This window comes from Acetatifactor muris (genome assembly GCF_024623325.1).
Lineage (GTDB): Bacteria > Bacillota > Clostridia > Lachnospirales > Lachnospiraceae > Acetatifactor > Acetatifactor muris.
Map to the genome: position 1 here is coordinate 1 of NZ_JANJZD010000043.1, position 26,883 is coordinate 26,883.

Sequence of the window (26,883 nt, forward strand, 5' to 3'; positions counted from 1 at the left end):
AAGAAGTTGAATGCCAAATTGTCAGATTTATGTTATCAAGGCATAGTAATGAAAAAGAGTTAAAAGAAATGGATACCCAGATACTTTATAAAAGCGATGGTAATTACTATATTGAGGAAATAATTCCAGGTGAATATAGTGATCGGGGAGATTCTATAACACATTATCAAGTGTCAGAGGAGATAGCAAAATATATCTTATCATATTTAGAATAGGTAAAATATATAGAATGCATTGTTCCTTTTCTGTTTTTTGACTAAGTGATAATGGTTGCGGTAAGGCAGGAGATAAATTCCGGTTTTAATATCACGACTGATTATCTGTTAAGGTCATCGGAAATAGACGACTTGTCAGTAAAAACGGAAATGCTGGAAAAACAGCAGCAGATGATGCTTGGGCGAGAACATAAACAGCGACTGGTTTTTAGCTGTATCATGTATTCGGCTGCAGTATATCTGGTATTCTTTGATGTATGTTTCATTGAGCGTTTTTTATTTCATGAGTTCGATGTAGTAGGTGGTAAAGAGATACTTTTTGCAGAATTTAATGCTTGGGGAACAGCGGCAGCGCTCCAGGTCCTTCTGGAAGGACACGGAATGGTCGAGCAGCTCCGCACACTGCGCCTGGGTCAGATGTTTTTTCTTCCTGGCCCTCTTTAAGGCGGCGCTGAAGATCTGGGCATCATTGATGGATAAAGACATTATAGTCACCTCCTATAAGTAGTGTATTGCCATACCTTGCAAAAGTAAAAATGGTATAGACACATTTAAAAGTAGAGTAATAGCATACTGGGCATCCAGACATCTGGTGAACAAAAAAACATGGTTCTAAGGGAGCATACGGATTTTATCTTCAGGGACTGGCAGAGGTACGGCGAGCTGCTGGACCTTTTGGAGAGTGACCGGCTGGCAAAGGCCATAAGCAGGCTGAAGGACAGGGACAGAGAGATCCTGTTTGCCAGGGTTTATGGGGAGCTTACCTTTGCGGAACTGGGGGATCGGTTTCATGAGGATTGCTATGGGAGATGGAAGTCCGGCGTAATCACGGCAAAAGAGGCCATGACGCTCACTGGACTCAAGAAAGACAGTTTCTACCGGCTGGCAAAGAAATATGAGTCGGAGCGCTGTTTATGAAAAGTTTATAAATGAATATACAATATTACAATTTCGGCAAACATCATAAAAATTGCCGATATGGTTGTGGAACAGGGATTGACCTCATTATGTGTAGAGAACAAGTTTCTGAAGCTTCCCAATATCCAGAAATATGAAGTGGACCGGAGAACAGAGGATGGATTCATTGCATCAGTTGAAATGGATGACGGATTTGTATTTAAAATATATGCCTATTCCTTACAGCAGGTTTTCCCTTCCACTGTCATGCAGCTGATTGAAAGGAAAAACGATGGTATAGGAAGCCGTATCTTGATTTCACCATATATCTGCGGGGAAAGGAAGGAAAAATAAAGCAGCCAGTAATAGCTCTCCCCATTCTTGTGCCTGGTACGGAGCAGGTCAATGGATGTTACCTCCTAAAAAAATAACACCTAAAAGCAATGGAATGCCTTTAGGTGCTGCAATTTTAAGGTGTATCGAAAATGTCAACAAAGCATTTTACAGATAGACAAAAAAGTGCATAATATCAGAATAATTCTGACATATCCAATACACCTTCTTTAATCCAGACTATACTGTCGGTTTTGGATTTTCACCAAATCAGCATTTACATGCTCGCGGACTTTACCGCCGATCGGGAATTTCACCCTGCCTTGAAGACATTCATTCTATTCAGTTGTCGTTCATTATTATAGATTTATTTTCTTTCAATGTCAATAGAGATACGGAATTCAAAACGGTCCTTACGCAGGTCTGTCGGAATTTTCGTCGGATATTTCCCCTGAAAGCAGGCAGCGCAGTAATCTTCACAGCCTGTCAGTTTATTCAGCTTCTCTATTGGCAAATATCCCAAAGAATCTACTCCAATCATCCCTGCAATCTCATCCACGCTGTGATGACACGCAATCAGATTTTCTTCAGAATCAATATCCGTTCCATAATAACAGGGATATAAAAAAGGAGGCGCAGAAATTCTCATATGGATCTCTTTCGCTCCGGCGTCACGCAGGAGCTTTACAATACGTTTGCTGGTCGTTCCTCTGACTATGGAATCATCAATCAGTACAACTCTTTTTCCATCGATTACCTTCTTCACAGGACTCAGTTTAATCCTGACCTTGTCTAAACGTTCATTTTGTTCCGGAGAAATGAATGTCCTTCCGATATATTTATTTTTTATCAGTCCAATCCCGTAAGGAATTCCTGATCTTTTCGCATATCCCAGTGCTGCGTCCAAACCGCTGTCGGGTACCCCAATCACAATATCTGCGCATTGCGGATAACTCTCCGCCAGTAATTCTCCGGCTTTCATACGAGATTCATGCACGGATATACCATCTATAACGGAATCCTGTCTCGCAAAATAGATGTATTCAAAGATACAGGTTCTCCGCCTCTGTTTTTCGCAGTGTTCTCTTCTTGATTCCACACCGTTTTCTGTAAACACCAGAATCTCTCCTGGCAGCACATCACGGATAAACTCGGCTCCTACTGCTGACAATGCACAGCTTTCGGATGCAGACACATATGCCCCATCTGCCGTCTTTCCATAGCAAAGCGGCCGAAACCCATATGGATCTCTTGCCGCTATCATCTTTGTAGAAGAAATCAGCACCAATGAATAAGCGCCTTCCAGTAAATTCATGGTATTGCTGACTGCTTCTTCAATGCTTGGCGTATTAAGCCTTTCTCTTGTAATCACATAAGCGATGGTCTCCGTATCACTGGTTGTATGGAAAATTGCTCCCGATAGTTCCAGCTTATCGCGAAGTTCCAATGCATTGGTAAGATTTCCGTTATGAGCCAGCGCCATCTTTCCTTTCTGGTGGTTGACTTCAACAGGCTGGCAGTTATTTCTCGTGTTTCCTCCGGTTGTTCCGTATCTTACATGTCCTACTGCCATATTTCCCATGGGAAAACGGGTTAATGTATCTTTCGAAAATACCTCACTGACAAGTCCCAGGTCTTTATAGGAAGAAAATGCGCCGTCGTCATTCACAACAATTCCGCAGCTCTCCTGTCCTCGGTGCTGCAGAGCATACAGCCCATAATAAACGATACCTGCGACATTTTCTTTTTTTGTACCCATCACTCCGAATACACCGCACTCTTCATGAACAGCCATAAACTTTATTCCCTCCTGCTAATTATCCAAATCAATCCGGTGAATTTTTAAGAATGTATCCAGTATATATACGGCAGGGTTCATCGCCTCCGCTACTGACAAATGTCAATCTATTTTCCGCTGTCTCCATAGTTTGACAGCACCCTTGCGGAAGGATCTTTCACATCACATCCCTCCCATTCCCTGTTCGGCATCCAGTAGCCGGCAATCATCTCTGCCTGCCCCGGATAATAGGTTTCAAAAATCTCTCTGTACAGCAAGGATTCCTTTGTAAATGGTCTGGCATACGCATATTTTTCACGCATACCTTCATACTCTTTATCCGTATATTTCCGCTCTGCATACTCCTTTAAGTAATCCACCATAGAGTGCCCCACCGCATCTGAAAACGCTGCTTTCTCTCTCCACAAAATCTCTTCCGGCAAATAGTCACCGTCTTCAAATGCGAGGCGGAGCAAATATTTCCCCTTTCCATACGTGTTGATTTTTAATTCCGGATTTACGGACATTACATATTTTACAAAATCCAAATCTCCGAAGGGAACTCTTGCTTCCAGTGAGTTTACGGAGATACAGCGGTCGGCACGAAGGACGTCGTACATATGAAGCTCCCGGATTCGTTTTTGCGACTCCGCCTGAAACGCCGCTGCATCCGGTGCGAAATCCGTATATTTATACCCAAAGAGTTCATCCGATATTTCACCCGTCAGCAGAACACGGATATCCGTCTGTTCATGGATTGCTCTGCACACCAGATACATTCCTATGGATGCACGTATCGTCGTAATATCATAGGTTCCCAGTAACTGAATAACTGTTTCCAGCGAAGAAAGCACTTCTTCCGGCGTCATATAAACCTCCGTATGGTCGCTTCCAATATAATCCGCCGCCTGCCTGGCATACTTTAAATCAATGGCGTCTTCTCTCATGCCAATGGCAAAGGTCCTGATGGGGTCTTTGCTTTTCTTTGCCGCAATCGCGCATACCAGAGAAGAATCCAGCCCGCCGGAAAGCAAAAACCCCACCTTTGCGTCAGCTACCAGGCGCTTTTCCACTCCGGCTGTGAGTTTATCATGAATATTTCTGCATACGGTCTCCAGATTATCGTGGCAGATACTGTCCACTTTGGCAATATCGCAGTAACGGATAAACTGACCGCTTTTATAGTAGTGTCCCGGCGGAAACGGCATAATCTTATCCGTAAGCCCTGCCAGGTTTTTCGCTTCGCTGGCAAATATAACGGCTCCCTCTTTGTCATATCCATAATACAGCGGCCGGATACCAATGGGATCTCTTGCCGCAATAAATTCTCCTGTGTCTCCGTCATAAATAATACAGGCAAACTCCGCATCCAGCATGGCGAACATGGCTGTTCCATATTCCTGATACAGCGGCAAAAGAATCTCACAATCCGATTCACTCTTAAATGTATATTTCTCTGACAGTTTTTCTTTCAGCTTCTTAAAGCCATAGATTTCTCCATTGCAGACCACATAGCTGTCACCCAGTTTAAACGGCTGCATCCCCGACGGAGTCAGCCCCATAATCGATAATCTGTGAAATCCAAGCAGTCCGTCTCTGGTTTCAACAATTCGGCTGTTGTCCGGACCTCTTGATATGGTTCTGTTAAAGCCTTCTATAAAATCATTAAAAGCAGCATTGCGGCTGCAATAACCCATAATAGAACACATAAGAATGTACCTCCGTAAATTTAAGTAATTCAGCATTCTATAGGGCAAGTGCTGCGCTCGCGGTGCCACCTATCTTTTATCTCATTTCCAAACCATCAATCGGTTTTGCCATTAACGCCTGACAAACGTCGCACCTACTGAGAAATTCCTGTTCAGATTGCAGCTCAAAAAGTGTTATTCATACAGGCTCTGCCATGCGGCTCTCACCATTCCACACTCGCTGTAAGTGATCGCCTGTACTACTTCTCTTTTCTTAAACGCCTTTGCCATATTCAGTTTCTATCTGTCCTGACGTTTATTCTTCATCCTGAAGGGCGTCAAATCCTTCTTCTCCGGTTCTTACTTTCACCACATTTTCCACATCATAGACAAAAATTTTCCCATCTCCGATATGCCCTGTGTAAAGTACCTTCTTTGCTGTTTCAATCACTTTGTGGACCGGAATCGCGCTGACTACAATTTCCACCTGTACTTTGGGAAGCAGATTCGCTTCTATTTGTACGCCGCGATAATACTCCGGTTTGCCTTTCTGAATTCCGCAACCTAACACATGAGATACTGTCATGCCGGTAATTCCCAGCTTCATCATTGCGTTTTTTAATACTTCAAATTTTGATTCCTTACAGATAATTTCGATTTTCGTAAATTTTGGAGTGCCTTCTTCAAACGCGGGAACACGCTTAACCGGAACAGCTTCGGCAACCGGAGTGTCACCGGATACCACCACAGGGTCATTGCCTTCTTCAATATATTCCGGGAGCATTGCAAAGCCTGCATATGCGGAAGGAAGACCGTGTTCTGTCGCGTCAAGACCAGTCATTTCTTCTTCCCTATTGACACGAAGCCCTACAATTACCTTGATCACAAGGAATGTAATCGTTATCGTAACTACTGTCCATGCCGCAACACTGGCAAAGCCGATAATCTGAAGTTTTAATAATTCAAAACCGCCGCCATAAAACAGACCGGTTAACGTTTCTCCTGAAGCATTTGCAATACTGTATCCAGGAGCTGTATCCGTAGCAAATAATCCAACCGCCAGTGTACCCCAGATCCCATTCATGCAATGTACGGCAACCGCTCCCACCGGATCATCAACGTGAAGTACCTGGTCAAGAAGCCACACGCCAAACACGACTAAAAGGCCCGCAACCGCTCCAATCACAACCGCACCCAAGGCATCTGTCACATCACACGACGCTGTGATTGCCACAAGTCCTGCTAACGATGCGTTCAGACACATGGAAACGTCCGGTTTTCCATATTTTACCCATGTAAAGACCATACAGGCAACCGTTGCGACAGCCGGTGCAACGGTTGTTGTCAGGAAAATGGAGCCAAGCTGCGCGATAGAAGTCGCGGCCGCGCCATTAAATCCATACCAGCCGAACCAGAGAATAAATACCCCAAGCGCTCCAAGCGCAATGCTGTGTCCCGGAAACGCGTTCACTTTCACAACGTTTCCACCCTTATCTCTGGTAAACTTTCCGATGCGGGGACCAAGAATTTTCGCGCCAATCAACGCGGAAATACCACCTACCATATGAATTGCGCAGGAGCCGGCAAAATCATGGAAGCCAAGCTGCGCCAGCCATCCTCCTCCCCATATCCAGTGTGCTTCGATCGGATAAATCAACGCGGAAATTACGCCGGAATAAATACAATAGGAAAGAAATTTTGTACGTTCTGCCATCGCGCCGGATACGATGGTAGCCGTTGTGGCGCAAAATACAAGGTTAAATACAAAGCTTGAAAAGTCAAACTCCGCATATGTTGTAAATAAATCAAATCCCGGCTTTCCGATAAATCCAAACAAGTCCTCTCCCATCAGCAACCCAAAACCGATCAATATAAATACTACGGTTCCAATACAGAAATCCATCAGATTCTTCATAATGATATTCCCTGTATTTTTTGCCCTGGTAAAACCTGCCTCTACCATTGCAAAACCTGCCTGCATCCAGAATACCAACGCGGCGCCAATTAAAAACCAGACGCCGAACACTTCTCCGGATACTGTTTCCTGAACAAGGGCTTTCATAGCTTCATCCATAGTTTATTCCTCCAATCAAGCCAAATTTATCAAACTATTTTTATTTTACGCCAAACAGTAAATCGCCATAAGTCGGAAACGGCCAATATTTCTTTGCCGTCATCGTTTCCGCCTCATCACAGGCAGCTCTCAGATCGCTCATTTTTTCCAAAACAACATCTCGAATCATATATGATTCTGCTTCCACATCCTCCGCATCCTGAAGTTTCATCACTGCTTTTTCCAATTCCTCTGTCCTGATCGCAATCTGCTCTTCCAATCCTGCAAGGTTTTTCACAAGCTTCGTCTCATAACCGCATGAAATGGAATCATCCACCGCCTTTTTTGCCGCCGCCGTATTTGCAAGCTCCAGTACATATGCGCTTACTGCCGGAGCAATTTCTGTCTTTGCCATATCGATCATGGTATTTGCTTCAATCAGAACTGTCTTACAATAGTTTTCCAACATAATTTCACATCTGGACTTCAGCTCCGCTTCTGAAAATACCTTGTGGCTTGTCAGCATCCGTACATTTTTTTCATCCAGCAGATGCGGCATACAATCCGGTGTTGTACGGTAGTTCAGAAGCCCTCTCTTTTCCACAGCTTCCTGAATCCAAGTGTCGTCATAACCATTCCCGTTGAAAATAACATGTTTATGATCTTTGATGGTCCTGCGAATCATTTCATGGAGCACATCTTCAAAATTCTCTGCTTTTTCCAGTCTGTCCGCATAGATTTTCAGACTTTCTGCCACCGCGCTGTTCAGCATGATATTGGCGCAGGCAATGCTGTTGGAGGAACCAAGCATGCGGAATTCAAATTTATTTCCGGTAAATGCAAAGGGCGATGTACGATTGCGGTCTGTAGTATCCCGGTTAAACTTCGGAAGTACGTCCACGCCCAGCTTCATCTGTGTTTTTTCCGTTCCCGCATAGGGCGTACCGGTTTCAATGGCCTCCAGTACTGCATTCAGTTCTTCTCCAAGGAAGATAGAAATGACGGCCGGAGGCGCTTCGTTTGCCCCAAGTCTGTGATCATTTCCTGCTGTCGCCACAGAAAGACGAAGCAGATCCTGATAATCGTCCACAGCCTTGATCACCGCACAAAGGAATAGTAAAAACTGCGCGTTTTCATACGGCGTTTCCCCCGGCGACAGCAGATTCACGCCGCCGTCCGCAGTCAGGGACCAGTTGTTATGCTTTCCGCTTCCATTTACTCCGGCAAACGGTTTTTCATGAAGCAGGCACACAAGCCCATGCTTTGCCGCAACCTTCTGCATGATTTCCATGGTCAGCTGGTTATGGTCTGTCGCAATGTTTGTTGTGGTATAGACAGGGGCAAGTTCATGCTGTGCCGGGGCAACTTCGTTATGCTCTGTCTTTGCCAGAATACCCAGCTTCCAGAGTTCCTCATTCAGCTCTTCCATATAAGCCGCAACCCTCGGCTTGATCACGCCGAAATAATGATCGTCCATCTCCTGTCCTTTCGGCGGCTTCGCGCCAAAAAGAGTACGTCCCGTAAATCGAAGATCTCTCCTTTGTTCATACATTTCTTTTGTAATAAGAAAATATTCCTGTTCCGGCCCTACGGATGTGCGGACGCATTTCACATCGTCATTGCCGAACAGATGAAGGATACGGATTGCCTGCTTATTCAGCGCTTCCATAGAACGGAGCAGGGGCGTTTTCTTATCCAGCGCTTCTCCGCCATAAGAGCAGAATGCGGTAGGAATACACAAGGTATTGCCCTTGATGAATGCATAAGAAGTAGGGTCCCATGCGGTGTATCCCCGGGCCTCAAAAGTAGCCCGAAGTCCGCCGGAGGGAAACGACGACGCATCCGGTTCTCCTTTTATCAGCTCCTTTCCGGAAAACTCCATAATTACCCCGCCATCAGGAGATGGAGAAATAAAACTGTCGTGCTTTTCCGCCGTGACGCCGGTGAGGGGCTGGAACCAGTGGGTATAGTGGGTAGCGCCATGATCCACCGCCCAGTCTTTCATAGCTGCCGCTACCGCGTTTGCTACGCCAATATCAAGCTTTGCGCCTTCGTCAATCGTCTTTCTCAAAGACTGATAGACCTCCGCCGATAAATTTGCTTTCATCACCCTGTCATCAAATACTTTACATCCAAAAAAATCTGATACTTTCTTCATAATATTACTCCTTCCCATTTGAAAAGAAAAAGACAAGGATGGCTTTTCTGGCGCTTTTCCCTGCGCCGCAAAAGACTCCCTTGTCTTTTAGATCAAATTGTATGCATTTTCATGTTATAAAAGAAAAAAAGCGTCTCTGAGAACTTTCCTCAAAGACGCCTTTGCCTTTATGTGTTGGATGATACACCCTGAAAAATCATTTGTCAATCCTTTTTTATTTTATATATGATCTTTTATCTACGATCCGAAAAAGATTGACAAAGCACACCATCTACTGTATAAATATAAAATATGAGCAAAGGCGTTCATTTTCAGAGCAGGAATTACCTGCCCTGAAAACGGATGCCTTTGCTTTTTTGATTTATTCTGAAAGGAAGGTAAGAACTTATGAAAATCGAGGGCCAGATAAGAATTCCCTCCGGATGTGCAATCTCAGCGGCAATATCCAGAGACGGAAATAAAATGTCCGGTGAAATGATCACAAATTCCATGAAGCCCATGCATGACCGTTCCAACGGATTGGGCGGCGGTTTTGCCGGTTACGGCATTTACCCTGAATATAAAGATTTTTATGCATTCCATATGTTTTTTGATTCCCGAGACACACGTAAGCAATGCGAGACTTTCTTAAAGGAACGCTTTGAAATCGTCCAGTCGGAAATCATTCCTACCCGAAAGATTCCGGCAATCACAGACGAGCCGATTATATGGAGATATTTTGTTGCGCCGTTAAATTCTGTTCTTGTATCGTTACAGTCGGAAGAAAAAGAGTTTGTGGCCAAAACCGTTATGAAGATCAACGCCGAAATGTCCGGCGCCTACGTCTTTTCCAGCGGCAGGAACATGGGGGCCTTCAAAGCGGTCGGTTTCCCGGAAGATGTGGGCGTCTTTTATAAACTGGAAGAATATGAAGGATACTCCTGGACAGCACACGGCCGTTATCCCACAAACACGCCCGGCTGGTGGGGAGGCGCGCACCCCTTTACACTGCTCGACTACTCCGTTGTGCATAACGGAGAAATCTCTTCCTATGACGCCAACCGTCGGTTTATTGAAATGTTCGGCTATAAATGTACTCTCCAGACCGATACGGAAGTCATTACCTATATCATGGATTACCTGCTCCGCGTACAGGGACTTACGCTGGGCGAATCCGCAAGTGTAATCGCCGCTCCCTTCTGGAGTACCATTGGGGCAAAAACGGATTTGGAGGACAAGAAGAAACATACTTACCTTAGAACTATGTTTTCAAGCCTTCTGATTACCGGTCCTTTCTCCATTGTTTTGGGATTTGAGGGCGGATTGATGGCGTTAAATGACCGTCTGAAGCTTCGTTCCATGGTAGTTGGCGAAAAGGATGATAAAGTATTCATTGCCAGTGAGGAAGCCGCGATCCGGACCATGGAGCCAAATGCAGAAAACATATGGTCTCCCGCCGGCGGAGAACCGGTCATCGTTCAAGTAAAGGAAGGAGCGTTTTCATGAGTATAGAATTTATTTATCCCGAATTTGAAATAATCAGAAATGAAAACAGATGTATTTCCTGTCGGGTATGTGAACGGCAATGTGCGAATGAAGTTCACAGCTATGATGAGAAACACAACATTATGAAGTGTGACGAATCAAAATGCGTAAACTGCCAGCGCTGCGTTTCCTTTTGTCCCACAAGAGCCTTAAAGATTGTAAAAAGTGACTGTACCCTGCGCGAAAACGCTAACTGGTCGACCGAAACGATTAAAGAGATCCATAAGCAGGCAAACAGCGGCGGCGTTCTTCTGTCTTCCATGGGGAATCCAAAACCCCTTCCCGTTTACTGGGACAAAATCCTGATCAATGCTTCACAGGTAACGAACCCTTCCATTGATCCCCTGCGGGAACCTATGGAAACCAGAGTTTATCTCGGAAAGAAACCATCAAAAGTACAGCGCAAAAAAGATGGAGCCTTAGACTGTACGCTGCCTCCCCAGCTGGAACTGTCCATGCCGGTTATGTTCTCAGCTATGAGTTACGGTTCTATCAGCTACAATGCCCATAAGTCTCTTGCGCTGGCAGCAACAGAACTTGGGATTTTGTATAACACCGGAGAAGGAGGCCTTCATGAAGATTTTTACTGCTATGGAGAAAATACCGTCGTACAGGTAGCTTCCGGTCGTTTTGGCGTCCATGCGGATTATCTGAAGGCAGGTGCAGCTATTGAGATTAAAATAGGGCAAGGTGCAAAACCAGGTATCGGGGGACATCTTCCCGGTGCAAAAATCGTAGGAGATATATCCCGTACCCGTATGATCCCGGAAGGGTCTGACGCCATTTCCCCTGCACCCCACCATGATATTTACTCCATCGAAGATTTGCGTCAGCTTGTCTTCTCTCTGAAAGAAGCCACGGAATATAAAAAACCGGTGATTGTAAAAGTAGCCGCCGTGCACAACATTGCGGCAATCGCAAGCGGTATTGCCCGAAGCGGAGCCGATATCATTGCCATAGACGGATTCCGCGGCGGTACCGGAGCTGCGCCCACCAGAATCAGAGATCACGTAGGCATCCCTATTGAGCTGGCGCTGGCAGCCGTTGATCAGCGACTTCGGGATGAAGGTATCCGCAGCAATGTGTCTCTTGTCGTCGGCGGCAGTATCCGAAGCGCAGCAGATGTGGTAAAAGCCATTGCTCTCGGTGCGGATGCCTGCTATGTGGCTACCGCCGCTCTGCTTGCTCTTGGCTGCCATCTGTGCCGTACCTGCCAGAGCGGTAAATGTAACTGGGGCATCGCAACCCAGCGTCCGGAACTTGTGAAAAGGCTGAATCCGGCAACAGGCAGTGAACGCCTGATCAATCTGATGACCGCATGGAGACACGAAATAAAAGAATTCATGGGCGGTATGGGCATAAATTCCATTGAAGCTTTGCGCGGCAACCGGCTGATGCTTCGCGGCATCGGCTTAACGGAAAAAGAACTGGAGATACTTGGTATCTCTCACGCCGGAGAATGACAGGAAAAACGGTTACTTCTACCGCCTTTAAAATAATGAGAGAAACAATGGGGGAGGCAATATAATATGCAAATTATTGATGCTGCAGATTTAGATTACAGAGCTGTAAATGAAGCATTGCGTAAAGCAGAAACTGATTACATCATCGAAGGCTGCTGCGGTCAGAGATTTATTGCCGCCGGTATGTCCGACAGGAATCTTACAATCAACGGGATACCGGGGAATGCACTGGGGGCATACTTAAACAATGCCAATATTACGGTAAATGCCAATGCACAGGACGCTGTGGGCGATACCATGAATGAAGGAAAGATTCTGATTCATGGCAATATCGGCGATGCTGCCGGTTATGCCATGCGCGGTGGCAAGATCTATGTACAGGGCAACGCCGGATACCGCGCCGGAATCCACATGAAGGCATACAAAGAAAAGATTCCTGTTATGATCATCGGCGGCTGTGCAGGAAGCTTCCTGGGAGAATATCAGGCCGGAGGCGTGATCATCGTCCTGGGACTTCATAGAGATGGCAGACGCATTGTAGGCAATTTCCCCTGTACCGGAATGCATGGAGGTAAAATGTTCCTGCGCAGCAGCTGTGAGGAGATTCTTTTTCCCGGACAGGTTACTGCAAGGCGTGCGACCGCGGAGGAATTAGAGGAAATCCGGGAGTATCTGTCGGAATACTGCTTGGACTTCGGTTATTCTGTGGACGAACTTTTATCCGGGCCTTTTACAGTTATCACACCAGACAGTAAAAATCCATACAAACAGATGTATGTGGCAAATTAAAAAACAGCAATATATTTGTAAATAATCTGGATAGACAAGAAAAAGTCGCAACTTTGACACATCTATTTGATACAATAATTATAGCGGAGGTTTTGGGATGAATGTTTTGATTGTAGAAGATGATGAGGCAATCGCCAATCTGCTATATATGGATCTGAGTGATGAGGGGTATCATTGTATATGTGTCCATGATGGGAAAGCGGCAGCGGATATGTTGGAAGAAAGGCAGGAATTTGATCTCATATTGTTAGATATCATGCTTCCGGAAATAGACGGCTATGAACTGCTGGAATATATCAAACCCATGGATATCCCTGTGATTTTCCTGACAGCGAAGGGTTCAGTAGGTGACCGCATACGCGGGCTGAAAATGGGGGCAGATGATTATATCGCAAAACCCTTTCAGAGCGGAGAAGTGCTTGCCCGTATGGAAGCCGTGCTGCGGCGGTATGGGAAAAACCGGAAAGAACTTTCCTTTGCGGACGTCAAAGTAGATCTGGAGTGCAGAAAGGTATTCCAGAATAGCAAAGAAGTGGAGCTGACGGTAAAGGAATATAACTTGTTGGTGGAGCTGATGCAGAATAAGAATGTAGCGCAGTATAGGGACAGGCTGTATGAGAAGGTGTGGAAGGAGCCTTTTCTGGGAGATACCAGAACGCTGGATACACATATCCAGAGGCTGAGGAAGAAGCTGGGATGGGAGGAGCATATAAAGACCATATTCAGGATAGGGTATCGTCTGGAGGACTGATTTTATGAAATTAGGTGCAAAGATCATAGTCTCCATTATGATATTTTTCAGTGTTATGTTTCTTTTTGGCGGATATGTTCTTATTTCCTATTTCTATGAAGTTACTATGGAAAGGGAAGTTGAGGGAGCCATAGAACAGTACCAGTATAACAAATTTGTGGTGCAGGCCAGCTTGATCACCAGAGGGGAAGATTGGTTTGCAGGTGCGGCGGACGGGCAGTACGACATCAGCAGCATGGCTCCGGACATGAATGGCACGGTGGCTTTTCTGGCAGAGGACGGTTCCGTGCTGTTTTCCGATTTTCCTGCTAAAACAGAGTTTTCCGTATTGTTTTCAGAAGCAGAACAGAATATGGTAAACTATCGGTTTATGAAGATCAATAATAGGACATTTCTTCTGACCATAGGAATAGTTGCCCATGGGGAGATAAGTGTATATCTCATAACAGGGGTTGATGTGGAAAAGATCCAGAACCAGCAGGCACAGATCATTAGGAAATTTGGGGCTGTATATGCGACAGCAGTGAGCATGGGCATCTTCCTGATTTTTGGCATTTCCTTTTTTATAACCAGACCGATCAAGCAGCTGACAGCTGCTACGAAGGAAATAGCAGAGGGAAATTATGGGGAACGTGTGGCAGTAAGCGGCAGTGATGAGGTAAGCCAGCTTGCGAGGAATTTTAACCGGATGACAGAGGCTGTCCATGAGAAGGTGCAAGAACTTTCGGATAGTGCAAGGCAGAAAGAGGATTTTGTGGCCAATTTTGCACATGAGTTAAAGACTCCGCTGACTTCAATTATCGGCTATGTAGACCGGATCTATAAAAAGGAGCTTCCCAGAGAGGAACAGAAGAAAGCGGCATGGCATATCTGGAACGAGGGGATGCGTTTGGAGGCCCTATCGCTGAAGCTGATGGATCTGACCATATTAAACCATAAGGATTTCTGCCTGCAGGAAGTAAAGACAGACCTTTTGTTTCAGGAGCTTACAGCTGATGTGGAGTATCTTATGGATGCAAAAGGGGTTTCGCTGGATTGCACTGTGGAGCCTGCCTATATAGAGGTGGAATATGACTTGTTTAAAACGCTGTTCCTGAATCTTTTGGATAATGCCGTAAAAGCAGGCGCGAAACATATCCGGGTAATAGGGATTGTGGAAAAAATGGCGGAAGGAACCTGTTTTATCATGCAGGTGAATGATGATGGAACCGGCATACCAAAGAAGGAGATAAAGAGAATCACGGAAGCGTTTTACATGGTGGACAAGTCACGTTCCAGAAAGCAGCATGGAGCAGGAATCGGTCTTGCCTTGTCGGATAAAATAGCGCAGATCCATGGAAGCAGACTGGAATTTGAAAGTGACGGCAGGAACGGGACAAGTGTGAGGCTATGTCTGAACTGTAGAGAGGATTAAATTTTGTTATAGGGCCAACTCTTTGGCAGGCACGCTTTAGGTTCGTGCATTCAACTGTTGATTTGAGCATGCGCAGCAGCGTACAGATGGGTGGTATAAACATGAGTAAAAGGAAGCCATATGCCCTGATTGCATTATTTTTGCTGTCGTTTGGAGTCGTGATTGGCGGATGGTTTCTGACAGAAGAATTGCTTCTTCAGAGACAGGAAGAATTTCTTGAAAGAACCGGGCGGATTGCAAGGCATACTGGAATGCCGTCCGCCTTGCAGCCAGAGGAAACCGCACCTTTTTCATCAAATCAGCCGGGGGAACCGGGCGGGGATTTGGCGGAAGGCTCTTTGTTTGAAGGGCAGCCCTTATCTGAGGAGATGATGGCGGAGGTGTTGTCTGCCTGGGAAAGCGGAACAAGTGAGCTGCCCCATGAACCTCAAAAGGGACAGATCAATATGGAGCAGGCAATTGACATAGGAAAAGAGTGGATTGCGGTCATGGCGGAATGCGGCATTGTCCCGGAGGGATTGGCAGAATGTGATTTTGATAAAGTTGCTGCGAGACTATGTACTCTGGATACGCAGGTTAGTTTTGACGATAGCCTGCTGAGCTGCTGGCTGGTTCAGTATACGGAGAATGACGTTGTGGTCAGTCTGACAGTCCATGCTTCCAGCGGAAAAATATGGAAGGCCAGCCTTTCCATGAAAGAAAGGGATAGGGCATCAAATGAGTACAGCTATGAAGAAATGCTGGAGATTGCATTCCCATTCATTGAAAGAGGAAGTACGCAAAATGCAGATCTGGAAAATAATGATTTTTGTGCAATTATGCCGGAGGGGCTTGTCTACGCGGCGGTAAAAGAATATCAGATTGCTGTAAAGAATCAGGATCCGATTATTGTGATAGATTTTTGGCTGGGCACAGTATAAAAAGAGAAAGATAAGTTTGACAGTTTTGACACATCACAGACGAAGGTATGAGACATCTCCTTGCTAAACTATTTTACAAATCATTTGTAAAAGATTTGGCAAGGAGGTTCTAATTTTATGAGAAAAGGGAAAAGTTTGCTGTCGGTTCTGCTCATTGCGGCGTCTGTTTTGTGTGGATGTGGCAATGGAGCTGTACCAAAGGACAAGGAAGTACAAAGTGATGTTCCCATGCAGGAATCAGGGGGGACATCAGGGACAGAGGAGAGTTGGGGAGCCGAAGAGAAAACACCGGATATACAAGAAACAGTACCCTATGTGCAGCCGGAAATGAAGGGTGAGATAACCATATCCTGTCTGTTTGCGGAAGAATTCCTGAATATTGCTGCAGAGCAGTTTATGAAGCAGTATCCTGATGTAAAGGTGACCGTTAACAGTTATAAGGAATCCTCCGGCGAGAGTGCGGTGGAAGATTACCGGACATATCTGAATACAAAGATCATGACGGGTAAGGCGGAAGACATTTTGATTACCGGCTTCCTTCCTATTACAAGGTACAGTGAAATGGGCGTGTTTGAAGATTTAAGCGGATATATCCAGAAAACACCGGAACTGAATGATGAAAATTACTTCATGAACGTACTGCAGGCGGCGAAAAAGGATGGGGGGGGAAATCTATATCGTTCCTTACATGGCAAGATTTGACACGCTGGCGTTTTCAGCAGAGCTTATGTCAGAACATAGGGGCAATGAAAATGATATGCAGGGAATCTGCTTTGGGACAGCAATGGATCTGGCAAAACAGCTGGTGGATGAAACGGATAAAAGCAATGTGTTCTTAATACAGATGAACGAGGTGTCCTACACGCATTATTTGATCAAAGATTCCGTTGGGCAGTTTATAGATGGAAGCGCCAAAAACGTAAATCTGGATTCGCCGGAATATGTTGCGCTTTTGGAGTCGGTGAAGGCTCTAGCCGAAAAGGGTTATTTTGGTTCCGATATTGATTTTTATAACATGGAATATTATTTTGCTGCAGAATGTGATTATGATGTGCAGGCCGCTTATTACAGCATGGATACGAAAAACGGAGTAAACCATTGTATGCCTCTTACGGATGCGGAAGGCAGGACGCTCATAAAATCAAATTCCTGTGTAGCCATAAACAGCGCATCGGAAAACAAGGATCTGTCGTGGGAATTCATCAGATACCTGCTGTCTGACCAAGTGCAGACGTCTCCCTCCTTTCACGGCCCTACAGTGAGCCGGAAAGGGCTGGAAGCAGTGGCAGAGCGCTATTATGCCTTATACCAAGAGGGCAATGGCGGAGCCGGGTTTGGCAGCGAGGCGGAATACAAGGCAGTCCTCAAAAGCTGGATGGAACAGATCAATGGCTGTGACACTCTGGACGCGGCTGTCATGGATTTAGTAGATGAAGAAAACAGTAAATATTTTTCGGGCCAGCAGACAGCGGAGGAAACGGCCAGAAGACTGAAGCGGCAGCTGGAACAATATTTTAATGAATAAGGAGAAGGAATCAGGAGTTTGTATATGACAAGAAAAATAAAATGGAAACAAAATAAAATGCTGCCATACATGCTGCTGCTGATCAGTCTGGCAGGGTTTTGCTTCTTTTACCTGATTCCATTTCTGCTCTCTTTTATCTATTCTGTGGTGGATCATCCGGTAAACGGAAAGTTTTGCGGGATGCTGAACTATCAGGCACTGTTCCAAAACAATTATTTTTTAAGGGGGCTGAAGAATACAGCATGGTTTATGGCGGTCAGCATTCCGCTGAATATGGTTCTTTCCTTGTGTGTTGCTTTAGTTGTCAGGAAAATAAAGGTATATTCCAATTATTTCAGCCTGATTTTTCTGATACCGCTGGCCATTCCCTCTGCTACATCCGCATTTTTTTGGGAAAATTTCTTTGGCCTGCATGGAACGCTGAACAGATTTCTGGCTATTTTCCATGTGGAAGGTATAGACTGGCTGGAGAGCGGCTATGGAATGATGGTAATGGTCATCATATTTATCTGGAAAAATATCGGATATAATATGGCGCTGTTCATAAGCGGATTAAGCGGTATCCCCAAAGAATACTATGAGTGCGCCGATGTGGAAGGAGCGGGAAAGTTCTGGAAGTTCAGAAATATCACTTATGTGTATCTGACTCCCGTTACATTTTTGGTGCTGATCATGACATTTGTGAATTCATTTAAGGTTTTTAAGGAGATTTATATTATGACAGGAGAATACCCTCCGGAGAGCCTATATGTTTTGCAGCATTATATAAATAATATGTTCCTCTCCCTGAATTACCTAAAGCTGGTCAGTGCGACTTATGTCCTTACGACGGTCATTGTACTGTTTGTGTTCTGCATATTTCGGGTAGAGAGGCGGTTTTCGGAGAATCTTCACTATTAGTTTGAGAAAGATTTCTTCGCTTGGCGCGGCAGAAAGGAAATAAGATGAAAAAGATCAGGACAATGAAAAGAAAAATTTTATGTATGTTATTTGTTGTAATTGCTGTAGTTTACATGATGCCGCTGATCATTACTTTTACGAATTCTTTCATGGGAAGCGGAGAAGTAGAAAACAATTACTCTGTAGATGGTCTGGGAGCAGATGAATATGTTGTTATGGATATTGTGCCCAAAAAGGCAACACTGTCACAGTATGTATCCCTATTATTTGACAGCCCGGTGTATCTGCATATGTTCTGGAATTCCGTGAAGATTGTGGCGCCCATTGTACTTGGACAGATATTTGTGTCGGCTCCTGCAGCATATGCATTCACTGTTTTGAAGTTCCGGGGGAAGGAAGGTCTGTTCTTTCTGTACATGATCGTCATGCTTTTGCCGCTGCAGGTAACTTTGATGCCTAATTATATCGTAGCGGACTGGATGGGGATATCGGACAGCTGTCTTGCCGTTATCCTGCCCGGTATTTTCAATCCGCTGGGAGTATTCCTTTTACGGCAGTTTATGAAAAGTATGCCGGATGCTTATATTGAGGCGGCAAAGGTGGATGGGGCAAAATGTGGACAGATATTTTTGTGGGTGGTGCTGCCAATGGTAAAACATGGGATAGCGGCAGTGGCCATGCTCACCCTTTTGGACTACTGGAATCTGGTGGATCAGGCAGTTATATTCATACAGAACTCAGAAGCCCAGCCGTTATCCGTTTTTCTTGCAAAGATCAACAGCGGCGAATTAGGAATTGCGTTTGCAGGTTCTTGTTTCTATGCGCTGCCGGTTCTTCTGGTGTTGCTTTATGGTCAGGAGTATCTGAAAAACGGAATTGCCATTACTGGGCTGAAGGGGTAAGAGATATGAAAAAAAGATTTCATAAAATATTTGCAGTTTTAGCGGTTGTTTTATTGGCACTGACATTTCTTTCAAAATCCTTCTATAACTATCGGCTTCCGGTGGTAAAGGCAGCACTGCCCAGACAAGGCAGACTTATCTTTACAGTGGAAGGAACCTCAGAATTTGTTTATGCGCACACAGAATCTGTCTATGCAGACGTTGACGGCAAGATAAGGGAGATATTGGTGGATGTGGGGGATGAGGTAAAGGCAGGCCAGACCTTGATGCGGGTTGAACTGAGTGGAGCAGGGGAAATGTATGATGTCAAGGCGGGTAAAGACGGGATTATCTCATGGATGGGCGTCAGCAAAGGGCTATATGTGTCCTCCATGCAGAATACGATTTTGTATGTGATTGCTGAAAAGTCGGAAGAATGGGTATGCGGACTGATTATCAGCGAGGAACAGCTTGAACATATCAGCATGGAAAGCGTTCCGGTGCTGGAACTTGTGGGTCAGAATGAATCGGTGGAGGGAGAAATCAGTTCCATCTTTGGATATGAGAGTCAGGATCTGCAAGGTTATCAAGTAAATATCACTGTGAGAAGCGCAGATATGCCTCTTGCAGGGAAGCGGGTGAAAATAACCATCCGTGAAGACAGCGGGCTATATGATACGCTTATTCCGGCAGCAGCGCTGTGCAAAGATGCAGTAGGCTATTATGTTCTGGTAGTGCAGGAGAATAACAGTGTACTGGGGGAAGGATACAAGGTCCATAGGATGTCCGTGGATTTACTGGGTTCCGATGAAGCCTACTGTGCAGTGAGGGGACTTCCGATAGATGAACTTGTCGTTATAGCATCTACAAGTGAAATTGCGGATGGGAGCAATGTATTTTACGAGGGAGACGGCACGCGATGAAAGGAATGTTCGGAAGGAAATTACTGGTGTTGCTGATTCTTGTGGGAGCGGCAGGGATGTGCCTATTATCTTGGCTGGAAATACAGAGCGCGGTATGCCAGAGAGTATATGCATTATCATTTCGGCGTGACGACCGGTTTTTTACAGAAACTGACATTGCTAATATTGAGAAGGAAGGGATTGACCTGACCTATACGCTGCAGGCTTACCCTGATGTGTCAAACGGCTTCCGCAGGGAGGAAATTTCTGTCTTCCTGACCAATGAAAACTATGCATTTTTTACAAATACGTACATGCAGGAAGGTGCCTTTTTTAACGGTATGCAGATAAATAGGAAGCTGGCGGTAATGGTGCTTAATGAGGCGGCAGCAATTCAGCTTTTTGGGAACCGGGAATGCGTGGGAGAGACTGTGTATCTGAATAAAGCGCCTTATCGGATCATAGGGATCATGGCAGGATGGGACGGGGAAGAAGCTAAAATATATATACCATATTCCACAAAGAACCTTTGCGATCTTCAAGGGTTGGAAATCAGCCAGATATGGTGCGGGTTTCCGAATCCGGCTGAGGCGGCATTGGTGATGAAGAAGGCAGGGCATCCCATAGAAGCGCTTAAAATGACCCAGATAGATCTGGTAAAGGGCATTTTCCGGCAAAGGTTTCTTGCATTACTGATAATAACAGGCGCATATGCAGTATTTCTTGGCTGCGGATCTGTATGGAGATGGAAGAAGTGCATTCCGCAAATAAAGGCCGTTGGGCAGAATGGGAATATTGACATGAAATGGTTCCGTCTCAGTGTATTACAGATTCTGGGAACTTGCATAGGGGGCGTCTTGTTATGGAAAGCTGTGGAACTCGCATGGTGCGCGCCGCCGAGCTATGAATTGCTGGGTGGCAGCTGGAAGGATATCATTTTTTGTATAATGGATTTTTATCTCCTTGCCGGCGCAGGGTTAGACAATATGCCGTTATTGCCATATTGGAATATGGTTTCCCTTTTTTCCGTAGCAGTGTATTTTTATTTCTTTTCGTTTTGCATAGTTGCCCGAAAGCCTATTAGAAGATAAGCTGCTTACTCCTCGTCATACCATTTTTTTAATGATATCCTCCGTTGAAAAAGCAGGGGAAGTGCATATCTCCCCTGCTAATATGTCTGTTGTTATAGAATGTCATATTCCTCAAAAAGCCTGTTCCTGAAATCCGAATCTTCTAAAGCAAGGTTTAATTCATCTGTGCGGTTTTCAGAAAGAAGTATCTTAATTAAGGAAGCCATCTGGTTACTGCCTTCTTCGCGACCTTCTTCGCGGCCTTCTTCACGGCCTAATTCGATATTTTCTCTATCTCGTTGCAATAAAGTCATATACTCGACCTCCATTTCCTTACTTTCTTTTACTTCAGTAACCTTTTTATGGATCTCTTTTATGAGAGGGCTTCTGGCCTGCGCTGCAAAGTCATCCGTTGTGTTCTCTACATAGGAAAGAAATTCCTGCATTTCCGAATCCACATCGTGCATATCGCCCTTTGTATTCAGGAATATCTTGGTGGTTTCATCTCCCAGTATAAGAGAAGGATTTTCTGCGCACCTGTTTTCAAAGGTGTATAAATGGCGCCGTTCCCCAAACGGATCAAAGGTGCAGATGAAGATGACAAAGGATTTTTTCAGTTTCCTGTAATCTTCCCCTGTGGAAATGATGTCAAGGTCGATGTTTCCCTGATAATACCTTGATCTCTTGGGAAGGATGGCCTTTCTATGTTTTCCACGTTCCATCTCCACATTATATACAGTCCCCTCATTGTCGTTAAGGTATACGTCGAGCCGGATGCCTTTTCCGTCATAGAGCATGTTGATGGTTTTCTGTGCGGCAGGTACGGAAACTTCCCGTATGGAAACGCCCAGTATTTTTTCTAAGACTTTTCTGCAGACTTCCTGATCACTCATTACCTTTGCGAAGAGAAAATCGTCCTCCAGATTTAACTGCTGGATGGTTTTGTTTGTGTTTGGCATAAATTTACCTCTCTTTCTCAAATTATAGCATGATTCTGCTGTTTTGTCAGTTGAGATTTGAATTGTTTTATAGATTGCAAACAGATCACATATATAGAATAAGTATCCTTTCAGTTCCTATCTTCCATCCATGCTTTCACTGTCAGGAATCCTGTTGCCATTCCCCTGCAGTCTGTGGGACATTGATATCTGCATTGTCCCGTCCAATGCGCTGGATAATGCCATCCGGCATGTAAAAATATGGATGCGGGAAAGGAAAAATATATCCGGCTGTCCGGGCGCATCCAGAGGGATTATGGCTGATGCGATTGCTATTGCAATTTCGTTCAATGAGGCGTATGATGGTATACGTGGAGATGTTCACGCTTCTTATCAGAGTGGGACAGTGGAATTCATGACTTCCGTTCAGGAGACTGCAACGGTGCTGACTTGTCTGACGATTGGGGGCGTGAGGGGGTAGTAAGTTATCAGGAGAAGGAGAATATCTTATGGGAAAAAGAGCAGTTATCACATTACATCCACGGTATAAAATCGGCGAAATATCAAGCCGACTGTACGGAGCGTTTCTGGAGCCCATCGGGTCCATGGTGAACGGAATGATGTACCAGCCGAATCATCCATCCGCGGATGAAAATGGGCTTCGTACAGACGTCACGGAAGCGCTGAAGGAAGCAAAGCTGCCTGCCGTGCGTCTGCCCGGCGGAAACTTTGTGTCGGGGTGGGACTGGAAGGACTCTATCGGTCCGAGAGAACAGAGGAAAGCACATCTGGATCTGGCGTGGCACCAGATCTACACCAATGAAGTGGGACATGACGAATATCTGAAATGGGCGAAGCTGGCAGGCACGGAGCCTCTGTACACGATCAATCTCGGCTCTGAACGGAACCTGAACGATGCTGTGTATCTCGCGGAGTATACGAATTATGCGGGCGGAACCTACTGGTCAGATCTGAGACGGAAATACGGACAGGAAGAACCTTATGACGTGAAGCTCTGGTATCTGGGAAACGAAATGGACGGTCCCTGGCAGATCGGTTCATGGGAGCTGAACCCAGGCGGTTACGGGATTCACGCCAATGAAATATCGAAGGCACTGAAATGGGTTGACGGGACCATTGAGACGGCAGTCTGTGTCTCCTGCTCGCCGCTGATCTGCCATTATCCGGAGTGGGATATGGAAGTTCTGCAGAAATGCTACGACTCAGTTGACTATGTGTCCATGCATTATTATCACAATGCGCCCACAAACGACTTTCAGGCTCTGCTGGGAGGCTCCGTTTACTATGAAGATTACATAAATACGGAAGTCGCCATCTGTGACTACATTCAGACCAAAAATCGTTCCAATAAGAAGATGATGCTTTCCTTCGACGAATACGGAAGTACCTTTGGCACGCGCAGCGAGCTTCACTTCGGATATCATCCGGAGGCTCACCTGCACCGCAGCTTTTATCAGTTTAATCCGGATACGAAGTTTGTGAAGCATGATCCGGACAAGATGGGAGAAGGCATGATGTTCGGACATCAGGGCGATATGATACAGGCTCTGGGAAATACATCTGCACAGCTTGCATTCCTGCGGCACGCGGACAGGGTGAAAGTCGGTTGCATGACAGGCGGAATCGGCGCACTGGCGGCTGCCAATCATGATCATGTATGGAAGACGGCTTCTCACTATCCTTATACACATCTGATTCGTTATGGACAGGGCACATCGCTTCAGACCATTGTGGACTGCGACACCTTCGACATTGAGGGATATTACTTGGATGACGGCAATCAGTTCCAGAAGAGAGAAGGGCTTCCCTATCTGGATACGGCTGCGGCTCTGAATGAAGAGAAGCAGGAGCTTACGATCTTCGTCATTCAGCGTAAGTGGGATGCGCAGATGGGGGTAGATATCGATGTATCCGGATTCAGGGGCTGGACATTTGTAGAGCATATCCAGATGTATTCCGACGACCGGGATGCGGGGAATACCTTTGACAATCCAAATGTGATTCAGCCTTCCGTGAACACAGAGACAAAATTTGAAGATGGCAAAATCCAGGCGACGCTTCAGCCGCTTTCATGGAATGTATTCCGCCTGGAGAAGAGAGAAGGAGGTAAGGAATGAGTCAACTGCAGATCCAGACAAAGAACAGGAAATTTGAGACAGCTAAAGACCTGTATGGTATCTTTTTCGAGGATATCAGCCGGGCGGGGGACGGTGGCCTCTATCCGGAATTCCTGCGAAACAGGACTTTTGAGGACTCTCTGCTGCCGGATGGTTACGAGGAGAAAGGCGACGGTGTCCACGTAGTAACCTGCTCCGGCTGGGAGGACGAGTTCAATAACGGAGAGGGTCTGAGCTATTGGGTTGAGAAAAATAAGATAGCGCCGACCCCCATTCCGGCCTGGTATGCGGAGCATGCGCAGATGGAGTTGGAGCGCAAGGATACTCTGAACGCCAACAGAAGCGCCGCTCTGCGGGTGCACTTTGAGGCCGGCGGCTATGTATACAATACGGGATTCCATGGAATTCCGCAAAAGCAGGGAGAAGCATATCCGCTGTATTTGTTCGCCAAATCGGACAGACCGGTCTGTCTGGAATTCTCCATCGAGGAAGACGGATATCAGTTTGCGCAAAGCCGCCTGACCATTGGCGGGGAAGGGTATGTACGCTATGACACTATTCTGGTGTCAGACGGAGACTGTGAAAATGCCAGTCTGGTCATCCGCAGCCAGGAGGAAGGGGAAGTGCTGTTTGGCTTTATCTCACTGATGCCGGGAAAGACCTATAACGGGCATGGCCTGAGAACGGATCTGGTGGAGAAGCTTAAAGGTCTCAACCCCAGCTTTATGCGCTTTCCGGGCGGTTGTATCGTGGAGGGCTCCACACTTTCCACAGTGATGATGTTCAAGAATACCATCGGACCGGTCTGGGAGCGTCCCGGCAATCTGTTAGTGTGGCATTACCGCAGCTATAATGGTCTGGGCTACCATGAATATCTCCAGCTGTGCGAGGACCTGGATATGGAGCCGCTGTATGTGTGCAACTGCGGAATGACCTGTCAGGGCAGAAGAGGTGTGCTGCTTACAGATGAAGAACTGGAAGAAATGCTGCAGGATACTCTGAACGCCATAGAGTATGCATTAGGACCGGTGAACAGTAAATGGGGCAGACAGCGGGCCGCCATGGGACATCCGGCACCTTTCAGGCTCACTTATCTGGAAATCGGCAATGAGAACTGGGGCCCCAATTATGAAGAGCGCTATCAGCTGTTCTACCGGGAAATCAAAAAGCGCTATCCCCAGATTAAAACCATTGCCAATACCCATGTGGAGGAGCATGGATGTCCGGTGGAGTGTGTGGACGAGCATTTCTATAATAATGTAGAATTTTTTACGGAGAATGTGGGCTATTATGATTCCTATGACAGACAGGGTCCTGGGATTTTCGTGGGAGAGCAGGCGGTCAATGAAGGGATTTATTCGGGGAAGCTTTACGCCGCGCTGGGTGAAGCGGCTTTTCTGGTGGGCCTTGAGAGAAATCAGGATATTGTGCGGCTGGCATCCTATGCGCCGTTGTTTGAAAATGTGAATTATGACGCCTGGTTCCCGAATCTGATTCGTTTTGACAATCATAGAAGCTTCGGCATACCGACTTATTATGTCTGGAGAATGTTCGGAAAGAACAGAGGAAAATATGTAGTGGAGTCTACCCAGGAGAGTGATGTGATTTACCGGCCAATGAAGGGTATGGCCTCCCTGAAGGCCAAAAAGGCTCTTCATTACCGCAATCCGATATGGGAAGGTGCGCCCGCTGCCGTTACTCATGAGCTGATGGGACATGTGAAAAAGACAGGAGAGGAGTTCTGTCTGGAAATGCCGGACGAACAGCAGAAGGAAGTTTTCCTGAACAAGATGCGCTGGGCAGATGCCGAGAAGAGCTTCGTGATATTCGGAGAGGAAGATCAGACCTGTGGCCGGTTCGAGGTGGAAGTGCTTGTGGAAGAAGATCTGGCTTTTGAGATCGGAGTATTCAGTGCCAGGATTTGCCGTTCCTTCTTTGACCAATTGCAGGAGACAGAACAGGATGCATGGCATGCTGTGAAAATACGTCCCTTCCTGTGGAAGATTAAAGACGGCAAATGTTCCTTTGGAGAACCTGCTTTTCCTGAAGACCGTAAGCTGACAGATGATTTTACGATTGATGCTGCGCCGGGAGAATACCATCGTTTTGCTTATGAGACAGACGGCCAGGTTATCCGGCTGTTTGTAGACGGGGTGCTGCAGAAAGAGATTAAGGTGCCTTCCAGTCCTTCATTTATATCTGTGGTTACGGAGACAGAAGAGGAAATCATTATCAAGGCAGTGAATATGTCCGGTGAGGTGGATCCGGTGAACATCACATTGGACTGTGATGTGGAGACTCTCTATACAGTGACACTTCTGACGGGAGCTAAGGATGCAGAGAACAGCTTCGAGAAGCCGAAGAATGTCAGAGACAGAATGATCAGCCTTCGGGGCGCGGCGGAAAGCTTTGTCTATGAAGCGCCGGCCTATTCTGTCAGTGTGCTGCTGCTGAAAAAGAAAGCGTAATGCGATAATCTGCGTAAAAACAGCGGTAAATCTGTTCACATGACAGGTTTACCGCTGTTACTTTTTGAATAAAATTAAT

At 45.9% G+C, this 26,883-nt stretch carries 24 protein-coding genes and 1 riboswitch; of the genes, 19 read left to right on the forward strand and 5 right to left on the reverse strand.

Features of this window, described 5'->3' with window-relative positions:
* The 4 genes from NSB25_RS25020 to NSB25_RS25035 all read left to right on the forward strand — a co-directional run.
* On the forward strand, positions 1-215 hold a 215-nt coding region (locus NSB25_RS25020), incomplete at its 5' end, for a hypothetical protein (RefSeq protein ID WP_257479330.1).
* A 132-nt stretch (positions 216-347) separates the two neighbouring features.
* Entirely contained in the window at positions 348-659 is a 312-nt protein-coding gene (locus tag NSB25_RS25025; protein WP_242982600.1) for a hypothetical protein, read from the forward strand.
* A 162-nt stretch (positions 660-821) separates the two neighbouring features.
* Positions 822-1,133 carry an RNA polymerase sigma factor sigma-70 region 4 domain-containing protein gene (locus NSB25_RS25030; RefSeq protein WP_103242087.1) on the forward strand — a complete coding sequence of 104 codons (312 nt, stop codon included), beginning with the start codon at positions 822-824 and terminating at the stop codon, positions 1,131-1,133.
* A 78-nt stretch (positions 1,134-1,211) separates the two neighbouring features.
* Positions 1,212-1,466, forward strand: coding sequence for a hypothetical protein (locus tag NSB25_RS25035; protein ID WP_146040182.1), 255 nt, complete (start codon positions 1,212-1,214; stop codon positions 1,464-1,466).
* A gap of 198 nt (positions 1,467-1,664) precedes the next feature.
* Positions 1,665-1,780, reverse strand: a riboswitch (FMN riboswitch).
* Between the two features lie 32 nt (positions 1,781-1,812).
* Here the strand turns inward: NSB25_RS25035 and purF are convergent.
* From purF to NSB25_RS25055, 4 genes are all read right to left on the reverse strand, one after another.
* A complete protein-coding gene (purF, locus tag NSB25_RS25040; protein ID WP_103242085.1) occupies positions 1,813-3,240 on the reverse strand; it encodes an amidophosphoribosyltransferase in 1,428 nt (475 codons plus the stop codon).
* Between the two features lie 110 nt (positions 3,241-3,350).
* Entirely contained in the window at positions 3,351-4,931 is a 1,581-nt protein-coding gene (gene asnB / locus NSB25_RS25045) for an asparagine synthase B (RefSeq protein ID WP_103242084.1), read from the reverse strand.
* A 295-nt stretch (positions 4,932-5,226) separates the two neighbouring features.
* Positions 5,227-6,984: an ammonium transporter gene (locus NSB25_RS25050; RefSeq protein ID WP_103242083.1), complete on the reverse strand. Its 1,758-nt coding sequence runs from the start codon at positions 6,982-6,984 to the stop codon at positions 5,227-5,229.
* A gap of 40 nt (positions 6,985-7,024) precedes the next feature.
* Positions 7,025-9,121 (reverse strand): glutamine synthetase III family protein, encoded by a 2,097-nt coding sequence (locus tag NSB25_RS25055; RefSeq protein WP_103242082.1) that lies wholly within the window; start codon positions 9,119-9,121, stop codon positions 7,025-7,027.
* A gap of 387 nt (positions 9,122-9,508) precedes the next feature.
* Here NSB25_RS25055 and NSB25_RS25060 point away from each other — a divergent pair, with 387 nt between their 5' ends.
* From NSB25_RS25060 to NSB25_RS25115, 12 genes are all read left to right on the forward strand, one after another.
* On the forward strand, positions 9,509-10,606 hold the full coding sequence (locus NSB25_RS25060; protein ID WP_103242081.1) for a class II glutamine amidotransferase: 1,098 nt from the start codon (positions 9,509-9,511) through the stop codon (positions 10,604-10,606).
* Entirely contained in the window at positions 10,603-12,108 is a 1,506-nt protein-coding gene (locus NSB25_RS25065) for a glutamate synthase-related protein (RefSeq protein WP_103242080.1), read from the forward strand. Before NSB25_RS25060 ends, NSB25_RS25065 begins: the two co-directional genes overlap by 4 nt.
* 66 nt (positions 12,109-12,174) lie before the next feature.
* The gene (locus NSB25_RS25070) at positions 12,175-12,897 is read left to right on the forward strand and encodes a GltB/FmdC/FwdC-like GXGXG domain-containing protein (RefSeq protein ID WP_103242079.1); all 723 of its coding nucleotides are present in this window, start codon (positions 12,175-12,177) and stop codon (positions 12,895-12,897) included.
* A 97-nt stretch (positions 12,898-12,994) separates the two neighbouring features.
* Complete coding sequence (locus tag NSB25_RS25075; RefSeq protein WP_103242078.1) at positions 12,995-13,648, forward strand: response regulator transcription factor; 654 nt, start codon at positions 12,995-12,997, stop codon at positions 13,646-13,648.
* 4 nt (positions 13,649-13,652) lie between these two features.
* The gene (locus NSB25_RS25080) at positions 13,653-15,062 is read left to right on the forward strand and encodes a sensor histidine kinase (protein WP_103242077.1); all 1,410 of its coding nucleotides are present in this window, start codon (positions 13,653-13,655) and stop codon (positions 15,060-15,062) included.
* Positions 15,063-15,163: 101 nt separating this feature from the next.
* Positions 15,164-15,982 carry a hypothetical protein gene (locus tag NSB25_RS25085; protein WP_103242076.1) on the forward strand — a complete coding sequence of 273 codons (819 nt, stop codon included), beginning with the start codon at positions 15,164-15,166 and terminating at the stop codon, positions 15,980-15,982.
* Between the two features lie 117 nt (positions 15,983-16,099).
* Complete coding sequence (locus NSB25_RS25090; RefSeq protein WP_103242075.1) at positions 16,100-16,684, forward strand: type 2 periplasmic-binding domain-containing protein; 585 nt, start codon at positions 16,100-16,102, stop codon at positions 16,682-16,684.
* The gene (locus tag NSB25_RS25095) at positions 16,641-17,507 is read left to right on the forward strand and encodes a type 2 periplasmic-binding domain-containing protein (protein ID WP_146040181.1); all 867 of its coding nucleotides are present in this window, start codon (positions 16,641-16,643) and stop codon (positions 17,505-17,507) included. Before NSB25_RS25090 ends, NSB25_RS25095 begins: the two co-directional genes overlap by 44 nt.
* A gap of 24 nt (positions 17,508-17,531) precedes the next feature.
* Positions 17,532-18,407, forward strand: a complete 876-nt coding sequence (locus tag NSB25_RS25100; protein ID WP_103242073.1) for a carbohydrate ABC transporter permease — start codon at positions 17,532-17,534, stop codon at positions 18,405-18,407.
* A gap of 83 nt (positions 18,408-18,490) precedes the next feature.
* Positions 18,491-19,309, forward strand: a complete 819-nt coding sequence (locus NSB25_RS25105; RefSeq protein ID WP_242982599.1) for a carbohydrate ABC transporter permease — start codon at positions 18,491-18,493, stop codon at positions 19,307-19,309.
* 5 nt (positions 19,310-19,314) lie between these two features.
* Positions 19,315-20,211: an efflux RND transporter periplasmic adaptor subunit gene (locus tag NSB25_RS25110; RefSeq protein WP_103242071.1), complete on the forward strand. Its 897-nt coding sequence runs from the start codon at positions 19,315-19,317 to the stop codon at positions 20,209-20,211.
* On the forward strand, positions 20,208-21,281 hold the full coding sequence (locus NSB25_RS25115; protein ID WP_103242070.1) for an ABC transporter permease: 1,074 nt from the start codon (positions 20,208-20,210) through the stop codon (positions 21,279-21,281). Before NSB25_RS25110 ends, NSB25_RS25115 begins: the two co-directional genes overlap by 4 nt.
* A gap of 92 nt (positions 21,282-21,373) precedes the next feature.
* Here the strand turns inward: NSB25_RS25115 and NSB25_RS25120 are convergent, their stop codons facing one another.
* Positions 21,374-22,219 (reverse strand): Rpn family recombination-promoting nuclease/putative transposase, encoded by an 846-nt coding sequence (locus NSB25_RS25120; protein WP_103242069.1) that lies wholly within the window; start codon positions 22,217-22,219, stop codon positions 21,374-21,376.
* Positions 22,220-22,373: 154 nt separating this feature from the next.
* Here NSB25_RS25120 and NSB25_RS25125 point away from each other — a divergent pair, with 154 nt between their 5' ends.
* Genes NSB25_RS25125 through NSB25_RS25135 form a run of 3 tightly spaced genes read left to right on the forward strand, consistent with a single transcriptional unit; the run spans position 22,374 to position 26,804 of the window.
* The gene (locus tag NSB25_RS25125; RefSeq protein ID WP_242982598.1) at positions 22,374-22,679 is read left to right on the forward strand and encodes an ATP-binding protein; all 306 of its coding nucleotides are present in this window, start codon (positions 22,374-22,376) and stop codon (positions 22,677-22,679) included.
* 28 nt (positions 22,680-22,707) lie between these two features.
* Positions 22,708-24,336 carry an alpha-L-arabinofuranosidase C-terminal domain-containing protein gene (locus NSB25_RS25130; RefSeq protein ID WP_103242068.1) on the forward strand — a complete coding sequence of 543 codons (1,629 nt, stop codon included), beginning with the start codon at positions 22,708-22,710 and terminating at the stop codon, positions 24,334-24,336.
* Positions 24,333-26,804, forward strand: a complete 2,472-nt coding sequence (locus NSB25_RS25135; protein WP_103242067.1) for an alpha-L-arabinofuranosidase C-terminal domain-containing protein — start codon at positions 24,333-24,335, stop codon at positions 26,802-26,804. The genes NSB25_RS25130 and NSB25_RS25135 overlap by 4 nt, the downstream gene beginning before the upstream one ends.
* Positions 26,805-26,883 lie beyond the last annotated feature (79 nt).